The organism is Ensifer sp., assembly GCF_035999135.1.
Lineage (GTDB): Bacteria > Pseudomonadota > Alphaproteobacteria > Rhizobiales > Rhizobiaceae > Ensifer.
Genome location: NZ_DASYGZ010000146.1, coordinates 1 through 21,971 on the forward strand (window position 1 = coordinate 1; position 21,971 = coordinate 21,971).

The window sequence follows — 21,971 nt, forward strand, 5'->3', positions numbered from 1 at the left end:
AATATCCGGCTTTTCGCCCCTTGGCCTTTTCACCATCACAGGCGCCCACTACAAATTCTCCAGTAGAACGGCGCAAGCGGGACTGACCATGCGGACAAATACTGGCCAGATCATTCATCTGGAAGACTACCGGCCGACCGATTTCGTTCTGGAGAGAGTGGACCTGACCTTCGAGCTCGACCCGAAGGAGACCAAGGTCGAAGCCCGGCTGATCTTCCACCGTCGTGAAGGCGTCGACAGCGCAGCACCGCTCGTGCTTGACGGCGACGAGCTCACGATGACCGGCCTGCTACTCGACCAGGAAGAGCTCGCCGCCACGCTCTACGACGTCGCCGACGACACGCTGACGATCCGCGGACTGCCCGAAACCGCCCCCTTCGAAATCACCGTCACGACACTGCTTTCGCCCGAGACCAACACCCAGTTGATGGGTCTCTACCGCACCAACGGCGTCTACAGCACCCAGTGCGAGGCCGAAGGCTTCCGTCGCATCACCTACTTTCCCGACCGCCCGGATGTGCTTGCCGTCTACACGGTCAACATCATCGCCGACAAGGCGTCCGCTCCCCTCCTGCTCTCGAACGGCAACTATCTCGGCGGCGCCGACATGGGTGACGGCCGCCACTTCGCCGCATGGTTCGATCCGCATCCCAAGCCAAGCTATCTCTTCGCGCTTGTTGCCGGCGATCTCGGCGTCGTCGAGGACACGTTCACGACGATGTCCGGCCGCCACGTCGCGTTGAAGATCTATGTCGAACACGGCAAGGAGCCACGCGCCTCCTACGCCATGGACGCGCTCAAGCGCTCGATGAAGTGGGACGAAGAGGCCTTCGGCCGCCAATACGATCTCGACATCTTCATGATCGTCGCCGTCTCCGACTTCAACATGGGGGCGATGGAGAACAAGGGCCTCAACGTCTTCAACGACAAATACGTGCTCGCCGACCCGGAAACGGCGACCGATGCCGACTACGCCAACATCGAGGCGATCATCGCGCATGAGTATTTCCACAACTGGACCGGCAACCGCATCACCTGCCGCGACTGGTTCCAGCTGTGCCTGAAGGAAGGTCTCACGGTTTACCGTGACCACGAATTCTCCGCCGACATGCGCTCGCGCGCGGTCAAGAGAATCGCGGAAGTGCGGCACCTGAAGTCCGAGCAGTTCCCCGAGGACGCAGGTCCGCTTGCCCACCCGGTTCGTCCGACGAAGTATCGGGAAATCAACAACTTCTATACGACGACCGTCTACGAAAAGGGTTCAGAAGTCACCCGGATGATCGCGACGATCCTCGGCCGCGACCTGTTCAAGACGGGCATGGACCTCTATTTCGACCGGCATGACGGCCAGGCCGTGACGATCGAGGATTTCGTCGCCTGCTTCGAAGAGGTAAGCGGTCGCAATCTCCGGCAGTTCGCACTCTGGTACCATCAGGCCGGAACACCGCTGGTGACCGCTTCGGGCGCCTACGACGCGGCGAACCGGACTTTCACGCTCTCGCTCGAGCAGACCGTGCCGGCGACGCCGGGACAGGGCGCCAAGGAGCCGATGCACATTCCGCTGAAGATGGGCCTTCTGCTGGACGACGGCAGCGAGGCCAAACCGTCGGCCGTCTCCGGCGCCGACATGACCGATGACGTGCTGCATCTCACCGAGCGCAAGCAGACGGTCGTCTTTTCCGGCATCCCGTCGCGGCCGGTACCCTCGTTCAACCGCAGCTTCTCCGCGCCGATCAACCTGCATATCGAGCAGAGCGCTGAAGACCTGGCGCTGATCGCCCACCACGAAAGCGATCTGTTCGCCCGCTGGCAGGCGCTCAATGCGATCGCGCTTGCCAATCTCGTCGAGGCGACGGCCAATGTTCGCGCCGGCAAGCCGGTCACCTGCGATCAGGCACTTATCGACGGCCTGATCCGCGCTGCCGCCGACCAGAGCCTTGAGCCGGCCTTCCGCTCGCAGGCGCTGGCCCTTCCGAGCGAATCCGACATCGCCCGGGAAATCGGCACCAACAACGACCCCGACGCCATCCACGCCGCGCGCCAGCAGGTTTTGACGGCAATTGCCGTTGCCGGCCGTGACACCTTCCTGAAGCTGGTCGACGAACTCGTTTCGACGGGTGACTTCAGCCCGGATGCCGAAAGCGCCGGACGACGCGCGCTGCGCAACACTGCGCTCACCTACCTCGTCCAGGCCGAAGGCGAGCCGGAACGGGCTGCCAAGGCGTTCGCCACCGCCAACAACATGACCGATCTCAGTCACGCGCTGGCCCTGCTTGCCCACCGGTTCCCGGATGCGAAAGAGACAGCCGAGGCGCTTGCGGCCTTCCGTGCGCGTTTCGCCGACAATGCGCTCGTCATCGACAAATGGTTCGCGGTTCAGGCGACCATTCCGGGCGCGGGCACGCTCGACCGGGTCAAGGCGCTGATGGCCGAACCGCTGTTCAACGGCAACAACCCGAACCGCGTGCGCTCGCTGGTCGGCACCTATGCCTTTGCCAACCCGACCGGCTTCAACCGCGCCGACGGCGAGGGCTACCGGTTCCTCGCGCGCCAGATCCTCGACATCGACCCGCGCAATCCGCAGCTTGCCGCCCGTATCCTGACCGCCATGCGCTCCTGGCGCTCGCTTGAAGACAAGCGTGCCGGGCATGCGCGCAAGGCGCTGAAGGAGATCGCGGCGGCAACGAAGCTGTCGGCCGATGTCGGCGACATCGTTGAACGCATGCTGAAAGCCTGACGGCTAAGCAATTGAACGTCTTATCAGGCCGGGCCGCGCGAGCAGCCCGGCCTATTATTTTCCAACGATAAGAAATGGTTAAGAAATCTTTACCGGCACGTATGGACAAGGAGAATCGCCCTGTGATTCATTGAGTCAGATTCGGGCGAGCGGCGCGCCGAATCATCAGAGGGTTTGAGAATTGGGAAAGATGGCGGACGCGCGACGGGCGAGCGCAGCCGACGGACGGTTGCGACTCAAGCTGCCGGGCCTTGCTGGCCTGGAGCAGGAGTTTATCTCGCGGGCGAAGATCTTCGCCGGCCCCGCTTCGCGACGCCTTGCCAATGCCGAGCCGGTGCTCAAGCGCTCCATTCCGATCCTGATCATCGCCTTCCTGATCATCGTCGCGGTCTCGCGCATGTCCAGCATCATGGGCGAACATGCCCGCATGGAAGAGAGCGCGCGCCAGGCGGTCGGTCTCGCGGCGGCGACAGCCGTCGCCGCCTTCCAGGCGGATGGCGCGGCACTCTTCGACGAGGGCCGCCGGGGCGAGGCCGAGCAGCGATTCAGCCAGTATCTGCCGACCGGGCTGCTTGATCCCGGCACCTTCATCCTGGCCGTTCGCAAGGACGGCAGGATCTTTGCCAGCACCCAGGAGGGCGGTCCCCTGATCGGCCGGACGCTGGCGGCGATGGCACCCGAGATCGCCACGCTGCAATATTTCGGCGAACATTCCAGCACCATGAAGACACCGATCGGTGGCGTCGAGCACATCGTGTCACTGGCGCAACTGCCCGACGCTGCAGGCGTCGTTCTCGCGGCCACGCCGATCACGCGGCTGGAGACGACCTGGCGCGATGAGGTCTCGCTCAATGTCACGCTCTTCGCCGGCATTTCGGCGATCCTGCTGATGGTGCTCTACGCCTACTATATCCAGGCCAAGCGCGCCCGCGATGCCGACTCGGACTTTGCCGAGTCCAACCTGCGCGTCGAGACGGCGCTGTCGCGCGGCCGCTGTGGCCTGTGGGATTTCGACCTCGCCAACCGGCGGCTGTTCTGGTCGCGTTCGATGTACGAGATGCTCGGCATGCCGGGCGAAAGCAGCGTGCTGTCGTTCGGCGACGCCGCAAGGCTGATGCACCCCGACGATCATGGCATCTACAGCGTGGCGCGCACGATCGCGCGTGGTGACGCGCGCCAGATCGACCAGGTGTTCCGCATGCGGCATCAGGACGGCCACTATGTGTGGCTTCGCGCCCGCGCCGAGATCATTCGCACCGCATCCGGCCGCGCGCACCTGATCGGTATCGCCATGGACGTGACCGAACAGCATCGTCTCGCGCAGCGCTATGCCGAAGCGGACCAGCGGCTCGCCGATGCCATCGAATGCACCTCGGAGGCCTTCGTGCTCTGGGACAAGCAGGACCGGCTGGTCATGTGCAACACCCATTTCCAGGAGGCCTACAAGCTTCCCGACCACGTGCTCGTTCCGGGCACCGAGCGCATCGCCGTACAGACGGCGGCGGCACGACCGGTGGTCGAACGCCGAATCGCCGATCCGGATCACAGCAACCAGTCACAGACGAGCGAGGTGCAGCTGGCAGACGAGCGCTGGCTGCAGATCAACGAGCGGCGCACGCGCGACGGCGGCCTCGTCTCCGTCGGCACCGACATCACGCTTCTGAAGCGTCACCAGGTGCGCCTGCGCGAATCCGAGCGGCGGCTGATGGCGACGATCGGCGACCTGTCGGCCTCGCGCATGACACTGGAGCGGCAGAAGACCGAGCTTTCGGTCGCCAACTCCAACTACCAGGCGGAGAAGGATCGCGCCGAGGCGGCCAACCGCGCCAAGTCGGAGTTTCTGGCAAACATGTCGCATGAGCTGCGGACGCCGCTCAACGCGATCCTCGGCTTTTCCGAGATCCTTCAAAACCAGATGTTCGGCCCGCTCGGTTCGGAAAAGTACAACGAGTACTCGCGTGACATCCACGACAGCGGAAAACATCTGCTCAACGTCATCAACGACATCCTCGACATGTCGAAGATCGAAGCGGGGCACATGCGCATCAGCCGCGAGACGATCGACCTCGCGCCGCTGATCGAGGAAACCCTGCGCTTCACCTCTATCCCCGCCGAGCAGAAGAACATTCACGTCGTGCAGCAGATTTCTTCGGGCCTCACCATCGTCGCCGATCGCCGGGCGATGAAGCAGGTGCTGCTCAACCTCTTGTCCAATGCGGTCAAGTTCACCAACGAAGGTGGGCGGATTTCGCTGCGGGCGCGCAAGGTGACGGGCGCGGTGACGCTGACGATCGCCGATTCCGGCATCGGCATTCCGCGCGACGCCCTGCAGAAGATCGGCCAACCCTTCGAGCAGGTGCAAAGCCAGTATGCCAAGAGCAAGGGCGGATCCGGCCTCGGGCTGGCGATTTCGCGCTCCCTTACCCGCCTGCACGGCGGCAGCATGAAAATTCACTCGGCCGAAAACGTCGGCACCATCATTTCGGTCCGTATCCCCGACCGCACCTGAGGCGCGGGCGGGCGAAGGCGCTAGGCCGAAACGACGGACTGGAAGACACGCCGCACCGCCTTCGACAGCCGGCGGACATCGCCCTCCAGCGTCTTCAGGTCCGGATAGTCCCCTGCGCGGCAGACGAGATCGATCAGTCCCGCCGGCGCCTCCTTCGGCTCGAATTCTCCCTCGATGCAGAGCCGCACGATCTGCGACAGCTCGGTAAACAGGTGCAGCGCCTCCAGCGCGACGTCGAGATCGTTGGGGTTCATCAGCGCGTCGCCGAGCAGTTTCAGCGCGTCGGCCGTACTTGTGCCTGCGCGCAAGGGCGGAACGCCCTTTGCCGGGGCAACGAGTGCCAGATACTGGGTGATGAACTCGATGTCGACGAGACCGCCCGGAATGAGCTTGAAGTCCCAGATGTCGCTTGGCGGCTTTTCGCTGTCGATCATCTCCCGCATCGAGATCACATCGGCGCTGACCTTGGCGGTATCGCGGCTGCGCGCTAGGATTTCGGCAAAGATTGCATCGGCCTCGCCGATCAACTTCTCGTCGCCGCAAAGGCAGCGCGCCCGCGTCAGCGCCAGATGCTCCCAGGTCCAGGCCTCCTCGCGCTGGTACTTGGCAAAGGCGTTGATCCTTGTCGCGACCGGCCCCTTGTTGCCCGACGGGCGTAAACGCATATCGACCTCGTAGAGCACGCCTTCGGCGGTCGGCGCCGATAGGGCTGCAATCAGGCGCTGGGTCAGCCGCGTGAAGTAACGGGTCGGATCGAGCGGCTTCGGGCCATCGGACTCGGTCGCGGCCTCGTCGTAGTCATAGAGCAAGATGAGATCGACGTCGGATCCCGCGGTCAGCTCGTGGCTGCCGAGCTTTCCCATCCCGACGACGGCGATGCGGCCGCCGGGGAAATCGCCATGGGCCGAACGCACTTCGTCCTTTACCGCCTTCACCGCCGCCGCGATGATCAGGTCGGCGAGATCGGTGAAGGCGCGACCGGCCTGAGCACCCGAAATCGCGCCCGTCAGCAGCCGGATGCCGATCAAAAACCGCTGTTCGGCGGCGATGATCCGCAGCCGGTCGAGCGCATCCTCATAGTGGCGCGCGCCGCCGACAAAGTTGGCGATGCGCGGCGCGAGATAGTCCCTGGTCGGCAACTCTGCCAGCAGCCCTGGATCGAGCATGCCGTCGAAGACATGCGGACGCGCGGCGATGATCTCCGCGAGCCTCGGGGCCGACGACATGACGTTGACGATCAGCGACAGCAGGGCCGGATTGTTGCCAAGCAGCGAGAACAGCTGGATGCCCGCCGGCAGGCCGGAGATGAAATTGTCGAAGCGCAGCAGCGCCTCGTCGGCGCGCCGGCTTTCACCGAAGACGCGAAGGAGCTCCGGCGTCAGTTCGGTCAGGCGTTCGCGCGCTTCGACCGACTGCGTCGCGCGGTAGCGGCCGTAGTGCCAGGTGCGGATCGTGTGGGAAATATCCGATGGCCGCTGGAAGCCGAGTTTCTTCAACGTCTCCAGCGTGTCTGGATCGTCGCGCTGGCCGGTAAAGACAAGGTTGCCGGTCTCGGTCGAAAGTTTCGCTTCCTGCTCGAACAGCTGGGCGTAACGGCGTTCGACGGTCTTCAGCACGCGCGACAGCGCCTTGGAAAACTGGGCCGTATCCTCAAAGCCGAGCATGTAGGCGATCCGCTTCAGCTCGGCTTCCGTTTCAGGCAGAACATGGGTCTGCTCGTCGCGCACCATCTGGATCCGATGCTCGACATCGCGCAGGAACCAATAGGCCTCGACGAGTTCGTCTGCCGTCTCCCCGTCGATCCAGCCGGCTTTGACGAGGGCGCGCAGCATCGGCTCGGTCGCGCGCTGGCGAAGATCCGGCATGCGCCCGCCGGCGATCAGTTGCTGGGTCTGGACGAAGAATTCGATCTCGCGGATGCCGCCGCGCCCGAGCTTGATGTTGTGGCCCTTGACCGCGATCTCGCCGTGCCCCTTGTGGGCATGGATCTGGCGCTTGATCGAATGGATATCGGCGATCGCCGCATAGTCGAGGTACTTGCGGAAAACGAAAGGCGTGAGCTCCTTCAGGAAGCGTTCGCCGGCATCGATATCACCAGCGACGGGCCGGGCCTTGATGAAGGCGGCGCGCTCCCAGTTCTGGCCCCTGCTCTCATAATAGAGCATCGCGGCCTCCACAGGGATCGCCAGCGGCGTCGAGCCCGGATCCGGCCGCAGCCTGAGGTCGGTGCGAAAGACATAACCGTCGCCCGTGCGCTCCTGCAGGATGCGGATCAGGCGCCGCAACAGCCGCGCGAATGTTTCGGACGCGTCATCGCGATCGACGATGATGCCCGATTGCGGATCGTAAAAGACGACGAGATCGATGTCGGAGGAGTAATTGAGCTCGAAGGCGCCGAGCTTGCCCATGCCGAGCACGATGACGCCTGAGCCGGCGCTCGGACTGGCAACGTCCTTGACGGCCAGCTTGCCGCCCTCGTGTGCGCTCAACAGCAGGTGATCGATCGCAGCCGACACGGCAGCACCTGCAAATTCGCTGAGCCACCGCGTCGTCTCGCGCCCGTCGATATGACGCGACAGGTCGGCGAGCGCGACGGCGAAGGCGAGCTCGCGTTTCGCCCGGCGGAGGCGGGTCATGACCTCGGTGTCGGGCAAGGCGGACCCACCCTCGGGCGGCCTCCACGCGTCGCGGGCGCGACGCACTCGCTCGCTCAGAAAGCCAGACAGGTCCGTGGACAGCAGTTCTTCGAGAATGGCCGGCTGGCTGCCGCCGGTGTCGCGCAGGAAGGGCGAAAGGGCAAAGGCCGAAACGACGAAGGTCTTGAACGGCGTTTCGGAGGCAAGCAGGCCGGAGATCCGCTCATGACCCTTGGCCATGTCCTTCAGCACCGAGAGCGCCGCCTTGGCATCGGCCTGGCTCGCCGGCCGTATCGGCACTGTCTCGATCGCCCAGCACTGCTGCACCTGTTCCTGCATGCCTTCCCCCTTCAGGAAGAGCGGGCGCCGACGGAATCCCGCCCGCACATCTCCTCATACCGCTCCTCGGAAACCGGTCTATCAGGTTGCGGCCGTCGGGAAAACCATCTGCACCGTCAAGCCCTTGCCTTCGGTGGACCCTGGCACCGTGTCGGTCAGGTGCAACGCCCCGTGATGCATTTCCATCACCGCTTCGACGAGCGACAGGCCAAGGCCGGTACCAGGTTTGGAGCGGCTTTCGTCCAGGCGGACGAAGCGCTTGACCACCTCGTCGCGCATCGCCTCGGGAATGCCTGGACCGTGATCGGAAACCGACAGGACCACCTGGTTATCCCGCTTTTCGAGCGCGACCCGAATGAGCGGATTTTGCGCACCCTCGGCATATTTGATCGCATTGTCGATCAGGTTGCCGAGAGCCTGCCCGACGAGTTCGCGGTTGCCCGAAATCGTGACGTTGCCGACAACTTCAGATTCGAGCCTCAGACCGACATCTTCCACCACGGGTTCATAGAGCTCGGCGCAGTCGGCGACGATCTGCGAGAGGTCGATCTCGCTCATCTCGGCGGCGGACGAGCCGGCCTCAACGCGTGAGATCATCAGAAGCGCGTTGAAGGTGCGGATCAGCTGGTCGGATTCGCCGATGATCTCTTCGAGCGCCCCGCGCTGGCTGGTGCCCTTGCGCGCAAGTGCTGCCTCTGCCTTGTTGCGCAGACGCGTCAGCGGCGTCTTCAGATCGTGGGCGATGTTGTCGGAGACTTGGCGCAGGCCTTCGTTCAGCTTTTCGATGCGGCCGAGCATGGCGTTCAGCGATTCCGAGAGACGATCGAATTCGTCGCCGGAGCCGCTCATCGGCAGGCGTTGCGACAGGTCCCCCGCCATGATCTTGGTGCTCGCTTCCGACATGCGGTCGATGCGCTTCAGCGCATTGCGGCCGATGCCGAACCAGATGACGAGCGCGCCGAGACCCATGACGCCGAGCGCCACCATCAGCGCCTGCCGCACCAGGGCGCGGAACTTCTGCGGTTCCTGCAGGTCGCGGCCGACGAGGATGCGCAGTCCGTTGTCGAGCACCAGCACATGGGCAAGCGCCACATGGCTGTCCTGCTTGGTCTCGTCGGTGTAGCGCTGGTAGGCGAACGGGCGCTCGGTCCAGCCTTCGCTGTCGAGCAGGCCCGGCTCGAGGCTCGCGACGTTGCCGGCGAGGATCTCGCCGCTCGGTCCGGCGATGACATAGAGATTGGCGCCCGGCTGACGCGCCCGACGCTCCAGCGAACGCAAAAGGCCATTCATGCCGGCGCGGTTGTAGACCTGCTCGATCTGCGCCACCTCGGCGGTGACGGCGTCACGGGTCTGCTGTTGCAGCAGCCGCTCGGACATGCCGGTGACATAGATGACCAGGAAAGCGGCACAGAGCGAAAAGAGGATCAGGTAAAGGGCGGAAAGCCGGACTGCGGTCGTTCTGAAGAGAACGCGAAGCTTGCTCATGCGGGCGCCCGGTCATCCTTGATCATGTAGCCGGCGCCACGAACGGTCCGAAGCAGCGGCACCTCGAAGTCCTTTTCGATCTTGGAGCGCAGCCGCGAGACGTGCACGTCGATGACATTCGTCTGCGGGTCGAAGTGATAGTCCCAGACGTTTTCGAGCAGCATGGTGCGGGTAACGACCTGGCCGGCATTCTTCATCAGATATTCGAGCAGCCGGAATTCGCGTGGCTGCAGCGGGATCTCCTTGCCCTGGCGCCGCACAGAATGCGAAAGCCGATCGAGTTCAAGATCGCCGACACGGTAGACCATGTCCTGCTCGGGCGTACCCTTGCGGCGGCCGAGCACTTCGACGCGGGCGAGCAGTTCGTTGAAGGCGTAGGGCTTCGGCAGATAGTCGTCGCCGCCGGCACGCAAGCCCGTGACCCGGTCATCCACCTGGCCGAGGGCGGACAGGATCAGCACCGGCGTGTGGATATCCTTGCGCCTGAGTTCGGTGATGACGGACAGGCCGTCGCGGCGCGGCAGCATGCGGTCGATCACCAGCACATCGTAGCTGTTCTCGCTGGCCATGAAGAGGCCGCTTTCGCCATCGCTGGCATGGTCGGAGACGATGCCCGCCTCGCGAAAGGCCTTCGCCAGATAGGCCGCCGCCTCGATATCGTCTTCAATGATCAGAATCTTCATACGCGCGACCATAGTCCCGGACCCCTGTCTGTCTCAACCGGTTTCGACTTTGGCGACAACCGGATTGGCGAGTACTCTCGTGAGGCAGAGCGGGACGCGGATGGTATACCGCGCACAAAAATTCTCTGATCCCGCTCCAAACGGCGAACGCCGCGATATCACCAGGAAATCGCGGCGCTCCGGTCATTCATTGGCCTGCCGCGATCAGCCCTTGTCGATGGGAAGGGCCACGAAGCGGCTGCCGTTATCGGCCTCGATCTGGAAGAGCGCCTTGCTACGGCCGTCCTTCTTGGCAGTGTTGATGACCTTCAGGATGTCGTCTGCGGACTTCACTTCCTGATTGTTCACCGAGACGATCTTCTCGCCCTGCTTCAGGCCGCGGTCGCCGGCGTCGGAATCTTCGTCGACAGAAGCGATGGTGACGCTCTTGCCGTCTTCGGACGGCACGACGGTGACGCCGAGGTCGGCGAGCGCCTGCTCGCTCGACGGCTGCGCCTCGTCCGTCTGGCTGTCGTCGCTCTTGGCGGCATCCTTGTCGTCCTTCGGCAGCGTGCCGATTTCGAGCTTGACGGTTTCAGCCTTGCCGTTGCGCCACAGCGCCAGGTCGACCGTGGTGCCGGGGCGGATCGCTGCAACCTTGCGAGCCAGATCACGCGGGTCCTTGACAGTGTCGCCGTTGAGCGCAGTCACGACGTCGCCCTTCTTGATACCGGCCTTTTCGCCCGGCGAACCGGCCTGCGGCTCGACAACCAGTGCACCGCTCGCTTCGGCCAGGCCGAGCGATTCGGCGATGTCCTTGGTCACCGGCTGGATCTGCACGCCGAGCCAGCCGCGGGAAACCGAACCGTCCTTGATCAGGTCGGCCACGACATCCTTGGCAGTGGCAGCCGGAATGGCGAAGGCGATGCCGACATTGCCGCCCGACGGCGAGAAGATCGCGGTGTTGATGCCGACCACTTCGCCCGAGAGGTTGAAGGTCGGGCCACCCGAGTTGCCGCGGTTCACCGCCGCGTCGACCTGCAGGTAATCGTCATAGGGGCCGGAGCCGATATCACGGCCACGGGCCGAGATGATGCCCGAGGTCACCGTGCCGCCGAGGCCGAACGGGTTGCCGACGGCAACCACCCAGTCACCGACCCGCACCTTGCTGTCATCGGCCCAGCCGACATAGGTGAACTTGCGCTTGTCGTCGACCTTGAGCACGGCAAGGTCGGTACGGCTGTCCTTGCCGACCAGCTTGGCGTCAAGCTCGGTACCATCGTTGAGAATGACCGTGAAGGCCGAGCCATCGGAAACGACGTGGTTGTTGGTGACGAGATAACCGTCCTCGGAAATGAAGAAGCCGGAGCCTTGCGACGTCGGACGCAGGCGACCTTCACCGTGCGGCGGGCGACGACCGGGGCCGCGGTCGGCACGGTCACCGTCGCGCGGGCCAAATTCCTTGAAGAAGCGCTTCAGCGGGTGGTCGTCCGGCAGATCATCGAAACCGCGGCCGTTGAAATCGAAGGAGAAACCGTTGCCCTCGTCGGAAACCGGATTGGCGCGCGACTGCACGCGGACCGAAACGACGGCCGGCGAGACTGCTTCGACCACATTGGCGAAGCTCGGCACCGAGGGCGCCTCTACCTTGACGGCCTCCGCGAACGACTGGGAAACACGAGCCGGCAGACCGGAGGCCAGCATCACGACAGCAAGGCCGGCAACCGTCGAGGCCTTGAGAGTGGTCTTGAGGGAGGGACGCAGGGATTGAGTCTTAAACATCCGTTTTGCCTTTTCTCTTCCTTGATGCAGCCTGAAAAGCCGCATCGAAACCTGGTTGCGAAACCCGCCTCAGGGAGGGAGGGCTCGTTTGGCTGACTGGAGGAACAGCCGATGAAGAAAGGTGTAACGGATGGGACCTTACTGAGTTCTGTCCGGAAGATGAATATTTGGTAATGTTGTCGAGAGGTGGCCAAGGTTGGCCGCGCGTTCGCCGCTGACAGCGCCTTGACGGCCGCGTAAACAGCTCTCGGCGGGAGCAATCGCCAGCGATATCAAGGCGTAACGAGCAGATACCGTCGCAAGGAGCCGCCCGCGCGCGGCCGGTCAGGGCTGAAGCAGCTTCTGCAGCTTTTCCTTCTCGTCCTCGGACAGCGGCGTGCCTTTCGGCTGCCGCGCGCGACGGCGGACTGCAACGACAAGAGTGATCGCTCCGATCAGCAACAAGGTCGCCGGCATGCCCCATAGGACGAGCGTCTTCGTCTCGAAGCGCGGTTTCAGAAGGACGAACTCGCCGTAGCGCGACACGACATAGTCGATCACCGCCGCGTCGCTGTCGCCGTTGGCCAGGCGCTCGCGCACCAGCACGCGCAGGTCCTTCGCCAGCTCGGCGTTGGAATCGTCGATCGACTGGTTCTGGCAGACCATGCAGCGCAGCTCGGCCGAGATCGCTCGCGCCCGCGCCTCGAGCCCAGGATCCGAAAGCACCTCATCCGGATTGACGGCGAAGGCCGGACCGAGCGAGCCGGCGAACAGCAGACATGCAAGCAGCAGGCGTTTCATTCGGCCGCCTCCACCCGGGCGGCCTTTGGCCGCTTGGCGCGCGACGGCGCGCCGACCCGCAAGCGACGATCGCTGAGAGACACGAAGCCACCCGCCATCATGAACAGCGTTCCGCCCCAGATGCACAGGATCATCGGCTTCCACCAGATGCGCACGACGATGCCGCCCTCGCCGATCTGGTCTCCGAGCGAGACGTAGAGCTGGCTCAAACCGAAGGTACGGATGCCGGCTTCCGTCGTCGGCATGCGGCGCGCCTGGTAGAGGCGCTTGGAAGACCAGACCTCGCTGACGGCAACGCCACCGCGGCTGATGGTGAAATGTCCGGATTCCTCGGAATAGTTCGGGCCGCTGCCATTGCGCATGCCGTCGAAGCGCAACGTATAGCCGCCGGCTTCCACCGTCATGCCGGGTTTCATCTCGACGACCGTTTCGGTCTCGAACGCGGTGACGGCAACGACACCGATCAGGGTGACGCCGAGACCGATATGGGCGAGCGCCGTGCCGAAAGCCGAGCGCGGCAAGCCGGAGAAGCGCTTCCAGGCGATATTGCTTGCGACCTTGCCGAGACCGGAGCGCAGCGCCAGGTCCGTGAGCGAGCCGGCAATGAGGTAGACGCCGAGCGCGATGCCGAACAGCGCCAGAACCGGACCGCCGTTCATGGCGTAATAGTAGGCCGTGCCGAACAGGAGACCGATCGCAACGGATGCGAAGAGGCGCTGCGAAACGCCGGCAAGGTCACCGCGCTTCCAGGCCAGCAATGGACCGAACGGCACCGCAAAGAGCAGCGGCAGCATCAGGAGACCGAAGGTCATGTTGAAGAAGGGCGGACCAACGGAGATCTTGTCGCCGGTCAAAGCCTCCAGCACCAACGGATAGAGCGTGCCGGTCAGGACCGTCGCCGTCGCCGTCGTCAGGATCAGGTTGTTGAAGACCAGAGCGCCCTCACGCGAAATCGGCGCAAAGATGCCGCCGGCTTTCAGGTGCGAGGCGCGCAGCGCGAACAGGAAGAAGGCGCCACCGATGAAGAAGACGAGGATCGCTAGGATGAAGATGCCGCGCGTCGGGTCGGTCGCAAAGGCGTGCACGGACGTCAAGACACCCGAGCGGACCAGGAAGGTACCGAGCAACGACAGCGAAAAGGTCATGATCGCCAGAAGCACGGTCCAGATCTTCAGCGCCTCGCGCTTCTCCATGACGAGCGCCGAGTGCAGCAGCGCCGTGCCGGCGAGCCATGGCATGAAGGAGGCGTTTTCGACCGGGTCCCAGAACCACCAGCCGCCCCAGCCAAGCTCGTAATAGGCCCAGTAGGACCCCATGGAGATGCCGGCGGTGAGGAAGGTCCAGGCGGCGAGTGTCCAGGGGCGGACCCAGCGCGCCCAGGCGGCATCGATGCGGCCTTCGATCAGTGCGGCAATGGCGAAGGAGAAGCAGACGGAGAAGCCGACATAGCCGAGATAGAGCAGCGGCGGATGGATGGCGAGACCGACATCCTGCAGGATCGGGTTCAGGTCCTTGCCTTCGCCGGGCGCCGGCACGAGCCGCGCGAACGGGTTGGAGGTCAACAGGATGAACAGCGCAAAGGCCGAGGCGATCCAGGCCTGCACGGCAAGCACATTTGCCTTCAGCGTCTCTGGCAGGTTGCGCCCGAACGCGGCAACCAGCGCCGAGAAGAACGTCAGGATCAAAAGCCAGAGCAGCATCGATCCCTCGTGGTTCCCCCACACGCCCGAGATCTTGTAAATCATCGGCTTCAGCGAATGGGAGTTTTCCCAGACGTTTCGCACCGAGAAATCCGAGGTCACGTAAGCGAAAGTGAGAGCGGCGAAGGCGAAAACGACGAGCAGGAAACAGGCAACGGCTGCGCTCGAGGCCAGCTCCATCAGACCGCGATCGTTGAGCCGCGCACCCAGGAGCGGCAGGGCGGCCTGAATGACCGCCGTCGCCAGCGCCAGAACCAGAGCGTAGTGCCCGAGCTCGATGATCGAAGCCTGCATCTGGGCGAGAACCGCCTGCACCAGGTCGAGCGCGTGGTATGCGGCTTCGGTGATCTCATTGATCATCGAACGGTCTCCTTCCCGCTGAGCTCGACGCCCTGCGCCTTCAGGCGATCGGCGACGTCCTTGGGCATGTAGGTCTCATCATGCTTGGCGAGCACCGAATCCGCCACGAAAACCGAACTGCCCGCCACAAAGGTCCCCTCGGTCACCACGCCCTGCCCTTCCCGGAAGAGATCGGGCAGGATGCCGGTATAGGTGACCGGCACGCCGTTCAGCGTGTCGGTCACGGTAAAGGTCACCGTCTTGCCGTCGCCGCGCTTGACCGACCCGGCTTCGACCAGGCCGCCGAGACGGATGCGCGTGCCGGGTGGAACGTCCGCCTTGGCAAGATCGCTCGGCACGTAGAAATAGGCAATCGCCTGGCTGAAGGCGAACATGACGAGGAAGGCCGCGAGCACGAGGAAACCGACACCGCCGCCGATGATCGCCAGTCTTTTCTGTTTGCGCGTCATTGCGTCACTCCGTCGGTCGCAATCCCCAGTTCACGGGCTAGCGCCAGCAACTGCTTGCCGCCATCACCTTCGGCCGGAAACGCCCTCAGCCCTTCCTTCAGCGCCGCCGCCGCCTTGTCGCGCTGATCGAGCACGACGTGGGAGCGGATCAGGCGCAACCACCCTTCAAGGTTGTCGGGGTTTTCCTTCAGCCGGCTCTCAAGGCTGCCGACCATGCCGCGGATCATTTCCTGGCGATCGCCGGCCGTCATGCTCTGAGCGGCCGCCACATCGTCGGCACTGGGGTTGCCGGGCGCAGCTCCGCTACCGGCCGCCCCACCCCCCAGTTCGGCGACATGCTGCCTGACGAGCGGCAACCAGGGCGCATCGGCAGGGGACGTCGCGGCCAGCCTTTTGAACGCCTCCAGCGCCTCCGCCTTTTTGCCTTCCTGCTTGAAGCCGAGCGCAAGGTAAAACTCCGAGCGCGGGTCGTTCGGATCGAGAGCAAGCGCCTGTTTCAACGCGTCTTGTGCCTTCGTCGTCACCAGACCGCCGGACTGTACGACCAGGGCCTCTGCGTATCCGCCAAGGCGCGCCGGGGTCGGCCCGAGCAGCCGGATCGCGCGGTCATAGGCATCGACCGCGTCCTCGACGCGCGCGGTGCGCATGTAGATCGGTGCGAGCAGGTCCCAGCCGGCACCATCATCGGGGTTCAAGGCCAGGTGGTTCTCGGCCTTGGCGATCAGAATGTTGATGTCGGTGTTGGGATCGGCAAGCCGAGCCGCGAGCGGCTGCGCCGGCAATTCCGGGCTGCCTGTCTGCAAGTAAAGACAGAGCCCTATAACGGGAAGACAGAGAAGCACGAAGGCCTGGGCCAGGCGGCTGACTGTGCGCCGCGGCGGCGCCACCGGCTGTCCGTCGCGATCACTGTCGCCCGCCGCAAGCAGCCGGCGCGCGACTTCGGCGCGCGCGAGCTCCGCATCATCGGCACCGATCAGCCCGCTGTCCTGGTCGCGCTTGAGCTCGTCGAGCTGGTCGCGATAGACCTCGACGTCATGGCTGTGAGGAGATGATGGGGCATCCCCTGACCGCATCAGCGGCAGGATGAGCACGATAGCGACGGCCGCCGTCAGGGTGGCGACAAGGATCCAGAACAACATGGACGCTCAATACTATGGGGCCCATGGCATTCCAACTCGAAAACCCCTGATGACGGAGATTTGAGGCGTTTCGCCGCAATGCGGATCAAGCCGACACGGCATGCTTCGCGCACGCCGGAAGCCTGACGCTCAGGTCAGCGGCGTCCAGCTGCCGTCGGCATTGCGGCAGGCGGCGCCCCGCGCCGTCTTCGGCTGGCCCTTGACGGTAACGGTGTGGCTGTACTGGCGGCAGTTCTGCGATCCGACCTGATAGGGCGCCGCGGCGACCACCGAACCGTTGACGCCGCGCCCGGCCCACTCGACCGGCTGTCCGCCCGGAGCCGCTTCCAGCGCGCGGTACTCCGCCTCCAGAGCCCTCTGGCGATCCGATGTGCCGATGTCGAGATCGCTCAAGCGCCCGATCACGCCACCCTGCAGCGCCGCAATATAGGTCGTGGAGGAGGCGCCGCGCGTGCCCGTCGAACCGAGACTTGCGCCAGCGCCCTTGCTGCCCGTCGTGCCGCAGCCGGCAAGCGCTACGGCCGACGCGATCACCGCGATCCTGCCGCCAACGACAAAAGCCCGTGTCATTTCTGCCTGGTTCCTCATGATCCGCGACACTCAACCATCCTATCCGCAGCCGCATTCGTGACGCTCGTTCCATTCGAGCAGAGCTGCGACTTGTCCTTGATTTTCTTTTGGCATTCCCAGCCGGCCGAAGCAACGGCGGGTCCTCTACCGCGCGACATTTTCAGGCGTGGGTGTGCCCCCCCGATCACGATGGGCATGGCCTCGCCTACCCGACACCAGCCTAAACCGCAGCCGGCAGGACAAGTTCGGCGCGCAAACCGCCCTCGTCGCGCCGCGAAAGGGTCAGGCTGCCCTGATACTCGCGCACGATCTCGCTGACGATCGAGAGTCCGAGGCCCGTCCCGGGCTTGCTCTCATCGAGCCGCTTGCCGCGTTTCATCGCGAGTGCGATCTGATCGGGATTGAGCCCCGGCCCGTCGTCGTCGACATCGAGCACGATCCATTGCCGGCCGGGCTCCTTGGCATGAACCTCGCTCGGCGCCGGCCTGACGTTCAGCCACACCTCGCCGCGAGCGTGACGGGCCGCGTTTTCGAGCAGGTTGCCGACCGTCTCTTCGACGTCCTGCAGTTCCATCGCCAAGACAAGGCCCGGCGGATCGATCGACAGATGAACCTGCTTTTCAGGATTAAGCTTGCGCACGACACGCACGAGGCGCTCGAGCGCCGGCTGCGCCTCCGTCCGCGCCAACACCGATTCACGCTGCGCGGCGATCCGGGCGCGGCTGAGATAGGATTGAACCTGCATCTGCATCGCGTCGACCTGGCTTCTGACCAGTTCGCCATGCGACGCTTCGAGCACCCGCGCCTCGTTGAGCAGCACGGCAATGGGCGTCTTCAGCGAATGGGCAAGATTGCCGACCTGCATGCGCGCGCGCTCCACGATGCGCCGGTTGCTGTCGATCAGGGCGTTGACTTCGTTGGCAAGGGGCTGGATTTCGCGCGGGAACGCGCCATCGAGCCTCTCGCTCTCGCCGGCACGGATCTTCTCAAGCGAGCGGCGTACCTGATCGAGCGGCCTGAGGCCGAAGAGAATGGTCAGCGCGTTGACGCCAAGTCCGCCAAGACCGAAGATCGAGAGCGCGATCGTCAGGTTGCGGGTGAAGCGGTTGATATCGGCTTCGAGCACGTCGCGATTGCCGGCCACACGAAAACGCGCCGTGTGGCCCTGGATATCGAGAACGACTTCGGTCTCGGAAACCTCGACTTCGTTCCCGAACGGGTCCTTGGTGGTGTAGAAACGGACATAGCCCGTATCGAAAGGCACCTCATCGACACTGGCGATCGGCAGTTTGCCGTTGCCGAGCGACGTCGAGATCAACGGCGGCGTATCGAACTCGCCGATCGGGTCGACCACCCAGTACCAGCCGGTCTGCGGCTGCGAGAAACGCAGATCGCCAAGCTGCGGGCTGCCTGAAAGCACCGTCTTCTCGTTGACCGAGATCGAATTGACGACGTTGAACAGCTGCGCCCGCAACAGATCCTTGAAGCCGCGCTCGGAACCCTGACGATAGAGCTCGGAAATCACCACTCCGATCACGACCAGCGAGACGACCGCCCAGACGGTGGAAACCGCCAGAACGCGGGCTGTGAGCGATCTAATTGCCATTGCCCGGCGCTTGCATTCGGTATCCGAGGCCGCGCACAGTCTCGATCAGATCGTTGCCGATCTTCTTGCGCAGTCGTCCGATGAAGACTTCGATGGTGTTGGAATCGCGATCGAAATCCTGGTCGTACATGTGCTCGACCAGCTCGGTGCGCGACACGACCTGACCCATGTGATGCATGAGATAGGACAGCAGGCGGAACTCGTGCGACGTCAGCTTGAGCGCCACGCCGTCGACGGTCGCCTTGGAACCCTTGGTGTCGAGGCGGACCGGACCGCAGACGATTTCCGAGCTTGCATGGCCCGCCGCACGACGGATGAGCGCGCGGATGCGCGCCAGCACCTCTTCGACATGGAAGGGCTTGGCGACATAGTCGTCTGCACCCGCGTCGATGCCGGCCACCTTGTCGCTCCAGCGATCGCGCGCCGTCAGGATGAGTACCGGCATGGTCTTGCCGTCGCCGCGCCATTTTTCGAGAACCGTGATCCCGTCCATTTGCGGCAGGCCGATATCAAGGATCACCGCGTCGTAGGGCTCGGCATCGCCGAGATAATGCCCCTCCTCGCCGTCATAGGCCTGATCAACGACGTAGCCGGCCTCTTTCAGCACTTCGGCCAGCTGCCGGTTCAGGTTGACGTCGTCCTCGACTATCAGAATGCGCATTCGTCTTTATTTCCCTCTCGTCGCCATCCGCCCTCGGGATAGCTTACATCGGCACCTTGACGGTCACCTTCTTCGGTCGCCCGCCATTGCCGGGAACAAGCACGGTGATCACACACTGGCCATCGGACGTCGGCTGCGCAGACAGGAGCTCGCCGCCGGTATCAGCGACGACCTGCGCTGCGGCAGCGCTGCAATCGCCGGCCACACGAACGACAACATCCGACGGCACGCTGATCGCCGGCGGACTGAAGCCCGAGAGGCTTGCAGCAAGCGCGGCTATGATCACTGGTGAAGACATGAACGCACTTTCGACTTGGGAAGCAACATGGCAGAAGCAATAACCGAACGAGGCTGAATGGCAAATGAATGTCAGCCTTGCCGGCCGGCAGACACCTGTCGGAGACTGCACCGCGCCCGCCCGACTGAGACCATAGATTGCAGCGATTCCATCTCGGACGGAACCCGTTGCGGCGGGATTGTCGCCCAAGCCTGGCGGTTGCGCGGCCCGCAATACCGCGCACCACATCCCGGCAAAGGGTATCGCCGCAAGCTGTGACAGCCTTTTGTTAAGGCTGTTTTGGTAGATCGAACTGCACGACAAGGATTAGGCCCGCCCCTCGCCAAGTCGTTCCCGACGGCGTCTAGCCTGCCTTTGGATCCCGTGCGGGACGAGGCAATTTCGCAATCCTGCGAATCCGTTGGCGACCGTCTCTCGCAATCTGATTCAGCCGCCTGCCCGAGTGATTGAAGGCGATCACAATTTGATTCCGGCAAGCGGCCCAAGCCCCTGATATGCTTCAACGGTGGCGTGACAACCGCGCAGCGGCGCGCCCTCTTTAGACCTTCCCCATTTCGGCCACGCTCCACATTTCACCGGCACAGAGGCGCCGAAATACTTTTCACCGGCCCATGTATTCGTCGAGCATTTGCGAGATAAACCGGGAAAGACGTGCAGTAGTTATCTCAACCATCTCCCGTACAACGAGATGCGGAAATGACGGCAATTTACTTCAAAAGAACAACTACAGACCGACGCCATATTCTCCATTGACAATCGGCTGTGGATCAACGAAAAATTAATCGATTTAAATATTTTTCAATCGTTTAAATGATTTAAGCTGCTGATTTACAAAGCCTTTACGATGTGAAATTGTCCGTTCTATTAAACGTTCACGAAACCGTCACAGCCCCGGGAGGATCGGATGCAGACACAAGCGAACAGCCAGACAGCATCTCAGGACGCCAAGGTACCGCAATCGCTGCTTGACCGCTTCGAAAACGAATGGCGCGCGATGCGTGCGGCCAACGACACAGCGCCGAAGCCGATCCAGCCGGCCGAGTAACGGCGTGAGCCAGGTGGGCCGGACGTGCCCGCCATCCACGCTTCAGCCCTCTTCTCAATAAAATCTGTACCAGCACCGCCAGGCAGCGCCTGACAGCGGTGCTGTGCGTTTTGGCCCTGCGGAAGCATGGCTTCTTCGACGCCGGGCAGCCGTTGCCGTCCGCACGGCAATCAGCCGGTGGTTGTCGGACGTCCCGTCGTTCTTGCCGTGATCTTCGGTCTTTTGGCCATTCGGCAAAACCATGTTACTCTTGCCGGATGCTGACCGAAGAGATCGAAAAACTCGCGCTAAGCTTGCCGGGAACGGAGGAAAACGCGCATTTCGGCACCCGGGATTTCCGTGTGGGAAAACGCATTTTCATGACCTTGCCGGAGGCCGGCCGCGCGGTGTTCAAGTTCACGCCCGACCAGCAGCGCATGCTCCTGGAAATGGAGCCGGGCGTCTGCGCCGCCGTGCCCGGCGGCTGGGGCGACAGAGGCTGGACCTCGTTCTACTTCGTCGAGGCGGATGAAGATCTCGTGCGCCAATCCATGGAGACGGCGTGGCGCAACGTCGCCCCCAAGAGCCTTGTCAAGAAAAACGGCAACGGACACTGAGCCGAGACTGCAGCTTGCGCACGATCGGCTGCATCTCCAGTCCGCAGCCCTGCTCAAGCCCTCTCAATCAACGCTTTCCTCACCCACCTCCAGCGGCCAGGTAACGAGGTAGTCTTCATAGTCCTCGACGTCGATGCCGTCTTCGGCGACGGTGCGGCCGCGCACCGATATTCCGGCCGCATGGACCGTCTGCGGATCGCCCGATATCAGCGGATGCCACCAGTAGAGGTCGCGGCCCTCGGCGACCAGCCGATAACCGCATGTCGGCGGCAACCAGGTGATCTCGCGCACGGCGTCTGGCGTCAGCTGAATGCAGTCCGGCACGGTTGCCTGACGGTTGACGTAGTCCTTGCAACGACAGCTCTCGCCGTCGAGCAGGGTACAGCGGATCGAGGTCCAGGCGATCTCGCCGGTTTCCCAATCTTCCAGTTTGTTGAGACAACAGAGACCGCAGCCATCGCACAGGCTTTCCCACTCGGTATCGGTCATGTCCTCAAGGCTCTTCGCCTTCCAGAAAGGCATTTCGCCCATCGTCATCACACTTTCGTCAAATCGTCCGCGCACCTCGTCAGGCTGGTCATAGCAGACGCGCACGGATCGCAGTAGCAAATTGGGTT

General features: G+C 63.5%; 17 protein-coding genes. 4 read left to right on the forward strand and 13 right to left on the reverse strand.

Annotated elements, in window-relative coordinates; genetic code table 11:
• Positions 1-88 precede the first annotated feature (88 nt).
• Together pepN and VGO12_RS18635 are read left to right on the forward strand one after the other, a co-directional pair.
• On the forward strand, positions 89-2,737 hold the full coding sequence (gene pepN / locus VGO12_RS18630; protein WP_327514243.1) for an aminopeptidase N: 2,649 nt from the start codon (positions 89-91) through the stop codon (positions 2,735-2,737).
• 181 nt (positions 2,738-2,918) lie between these two features.
• Positions 2,919-5,246: an ATP-binding protein gene (locus tag VGO12_RS18635; RefSeq protein WP_327514244.1), complete on the forward strand. Its 2,328-nt coding sequence runs from the start codon at positions 2,919-2,921 to the stop codon at positions 5,244-5,246.
• A gap of 20 nt (positions 5,247-5,266) precedes the next feature.
• Here VGO12_RS18635 and VGO12_RS18640 read toward each other — a convergent pair whose 3' ends face one another.
• The 12 genes from VGO12_RS18640 to VGO12_RS18695 form a co-directional block, all read right to left on the reverse strand.
• Complete coding sequence (locus VGO12_RS18640) at positions 5,267-8,221, reverse strand: bifunctional [glutamine synthetase] adenylyltransferase/[glutamine synthetase]-adenylyl-L-tyrosine phosphorylase (RefSeq protein WP_327514245.1); 2,955 nt, start codon at positions 8,219-8,221, stop codon at positions 5,267-5,269.
• A gap of 81 nt (positions 8,222-8,302) precedes the next feature.
• Positions 8,303-9,706, reverse strand: coding sequence for a sensor histidine kinase (locus tag VGO12_RS18645; protein WP_327514246.1), 1,404 nt, complete (start codon positions 9,704-9,706; stop codon positions 8,303-8,305).
• The gene (locus VGO12_RS18650; protein ID WP_327514247.1) at positions 9,703-10,401 is read right to left on the reverse strand and encodes a response regulator transcription factor; all 699 of its coding nucleotides are present in this window, start codon (positions 10,399-10,401) and stop codon (positions 9,703-9,705) included. The genes VGO12_RS18645 and VGO12_RS18650 overlap by 4 nt, the downstream gene beginning before the upstream one ends.
• A 192-nt stretch (positions 10,402-10,593) precedes the next feature.
• Entirely contained in the window at positions 10,594-12,150 is a 1,557-nt protein-coding gene (locus VGO12_RS18655) for a Do family serine endopeptidase (RefSeq protein ID WP_327514248.1), read from the reverse strand.
• A gap of 324 nt (positions 12,151-12,474) precedes the next feature.
• On the reverse strand, positions 12,475-12,930 hold the full coding sequence (locus tag VGO12_RS18660) for a cytochrome c-type biogenesis protein (protein WP_327514249.1): 456 nt from the start codon (positions 12,928-12,930) through the stop codon (positions 12,475-12,477).
• Complete coding sequence (locus VGO12_RS18665) at positions 12,927-14,924, reverse strand: heme lyase CcmF/NrfE family subunit (protein ID WP_327514380.1); 1,998 nt, start codon at positions 14,922-14,924, stop codon at positions 12,927-12,929. Before VGO12_RS18665 ends, VGO12_RS18660 begins: the two co-directional genes overlap by 4 nt.
• 62 nt (positions 14,925-14,986) lie before the next feature.
• On the reverse strand, positions 14,987-15,439 hold the full coding sequence (ccmE, locus tag VGO12_RS18670; RefSeq protein WP_327514250.1) for a cytochrome c maturation protein CcmE: 453 nt from the start codon (positions 15,437-15,439) through the stop codon (positions 14,987-14,989).
• A complete protein-coding gene (gene ccmI / locus VGO12_RS18675) occupies positions 15,436-16,578 on the reverse strand; it encodes a c-type cytochrome biogenesis protein CcmI (RefSeq protein ID WP_327514251.1) in 1,143 nt (380 codons plus the stop codon). The genes ccmE and ccmI overlap by 4 nt, the downstream gene beginning before the upstream one ends.
• A gap of 129 nt (positions 16,579-16,707) precedes the next feature.
• Entirely contained in the window at positions 16,708-17,148 is a 441-nt protein-coding gene (locus VGO12_RS18680; RefSeq protein WP_327514252.1) for a hypothetical protein, read from the reverse strand.
• 220 nt (positions 17,149-17,368) lie between these two features.
• On the reverse strand, positions 17,369-18,754 hold the full coding sequence (locus tag VGO12_RS18685; RefSeq protein ID WP_327514253.1) for a HAMP domain-containing sensor histidine kinase: 1,386 nt from the start codon (positions 18,752-18,754) through the stop codon (positions 17,369-17,371).
• Complete coding sequence (gene feuP / locus VGO12_RS18690) at positions 18,744-19,415, reverse strand: two-component system response regulator FeuP (RefSeq protein ID WP_327514254.1); 672 nt, start codon at positions 19,413-19,415, stop codon at positions 18,744-18,746. Before feuP ends, VGO12_RS18685 begins: the two co-directional genes overlap by 11 nt.
• A 43-nt stretch (positions 19,416-19,458) precedes the next feature.
• Positions 19,459-19,713 (reverse strand): hypothetical protein, encoded by a 255-nt coding sequence (locus VGO12_RS18695; RefSeq protein ID WP_327514255.1) that lies wholly within the window; start codon positions 19,711-19,713, stop codon positions 19,459-19,461.
• Between the two features lie 904 nt (positions 19,714-20,617).
• Here VGO12_RS18695 and VGO12_RS18700 point away from each other — a divergent pair.
• Together VGO12_RS18700 and VGO12_RS18705 are read left to right on the forward strand one after the other, a co-directional pair.
• Positions 20,618-20,758, forward strand: a complete 141-nt coding sequence (locus tag VGO12_RS18700) for a hypothetical protein (protein ID WP_327514256.1) — start codon at positions 20,618-20,620, stop codon at positions 20,756-20,758.
• Positions 20,759-21,015: 257 nt separating this feature from the next.
• Positions 21,016-21,354, forward strand: coding sequence for an MmcQ/YjbR family DNA-binding protein (locus VGO12_RS18705; protein WP_327514257.1), 339 nt, complete (start codon positions 21,016-21,018; stop codon positions 21,352-21,354).
• Positions 21,355-21,417: 63 nt separating this feature from the next.
• Here the strand turns inward: VGO12_RS18705 and VGO12_RS18710 are convergent, their stop codons facing one another.
• Positions 21,418-21,885, reverse strand: a complete 468-nt coding sequence (locus VGO12_RS18710) for a YcgN family cysteine cluster protein (protein ID WP_327514381.1) — start codon at positions 21,883-21,885, stop codon at positions 21,418-21,420.
• Positions 21,886-21,971: the final 86 nt, after the last annotated feature.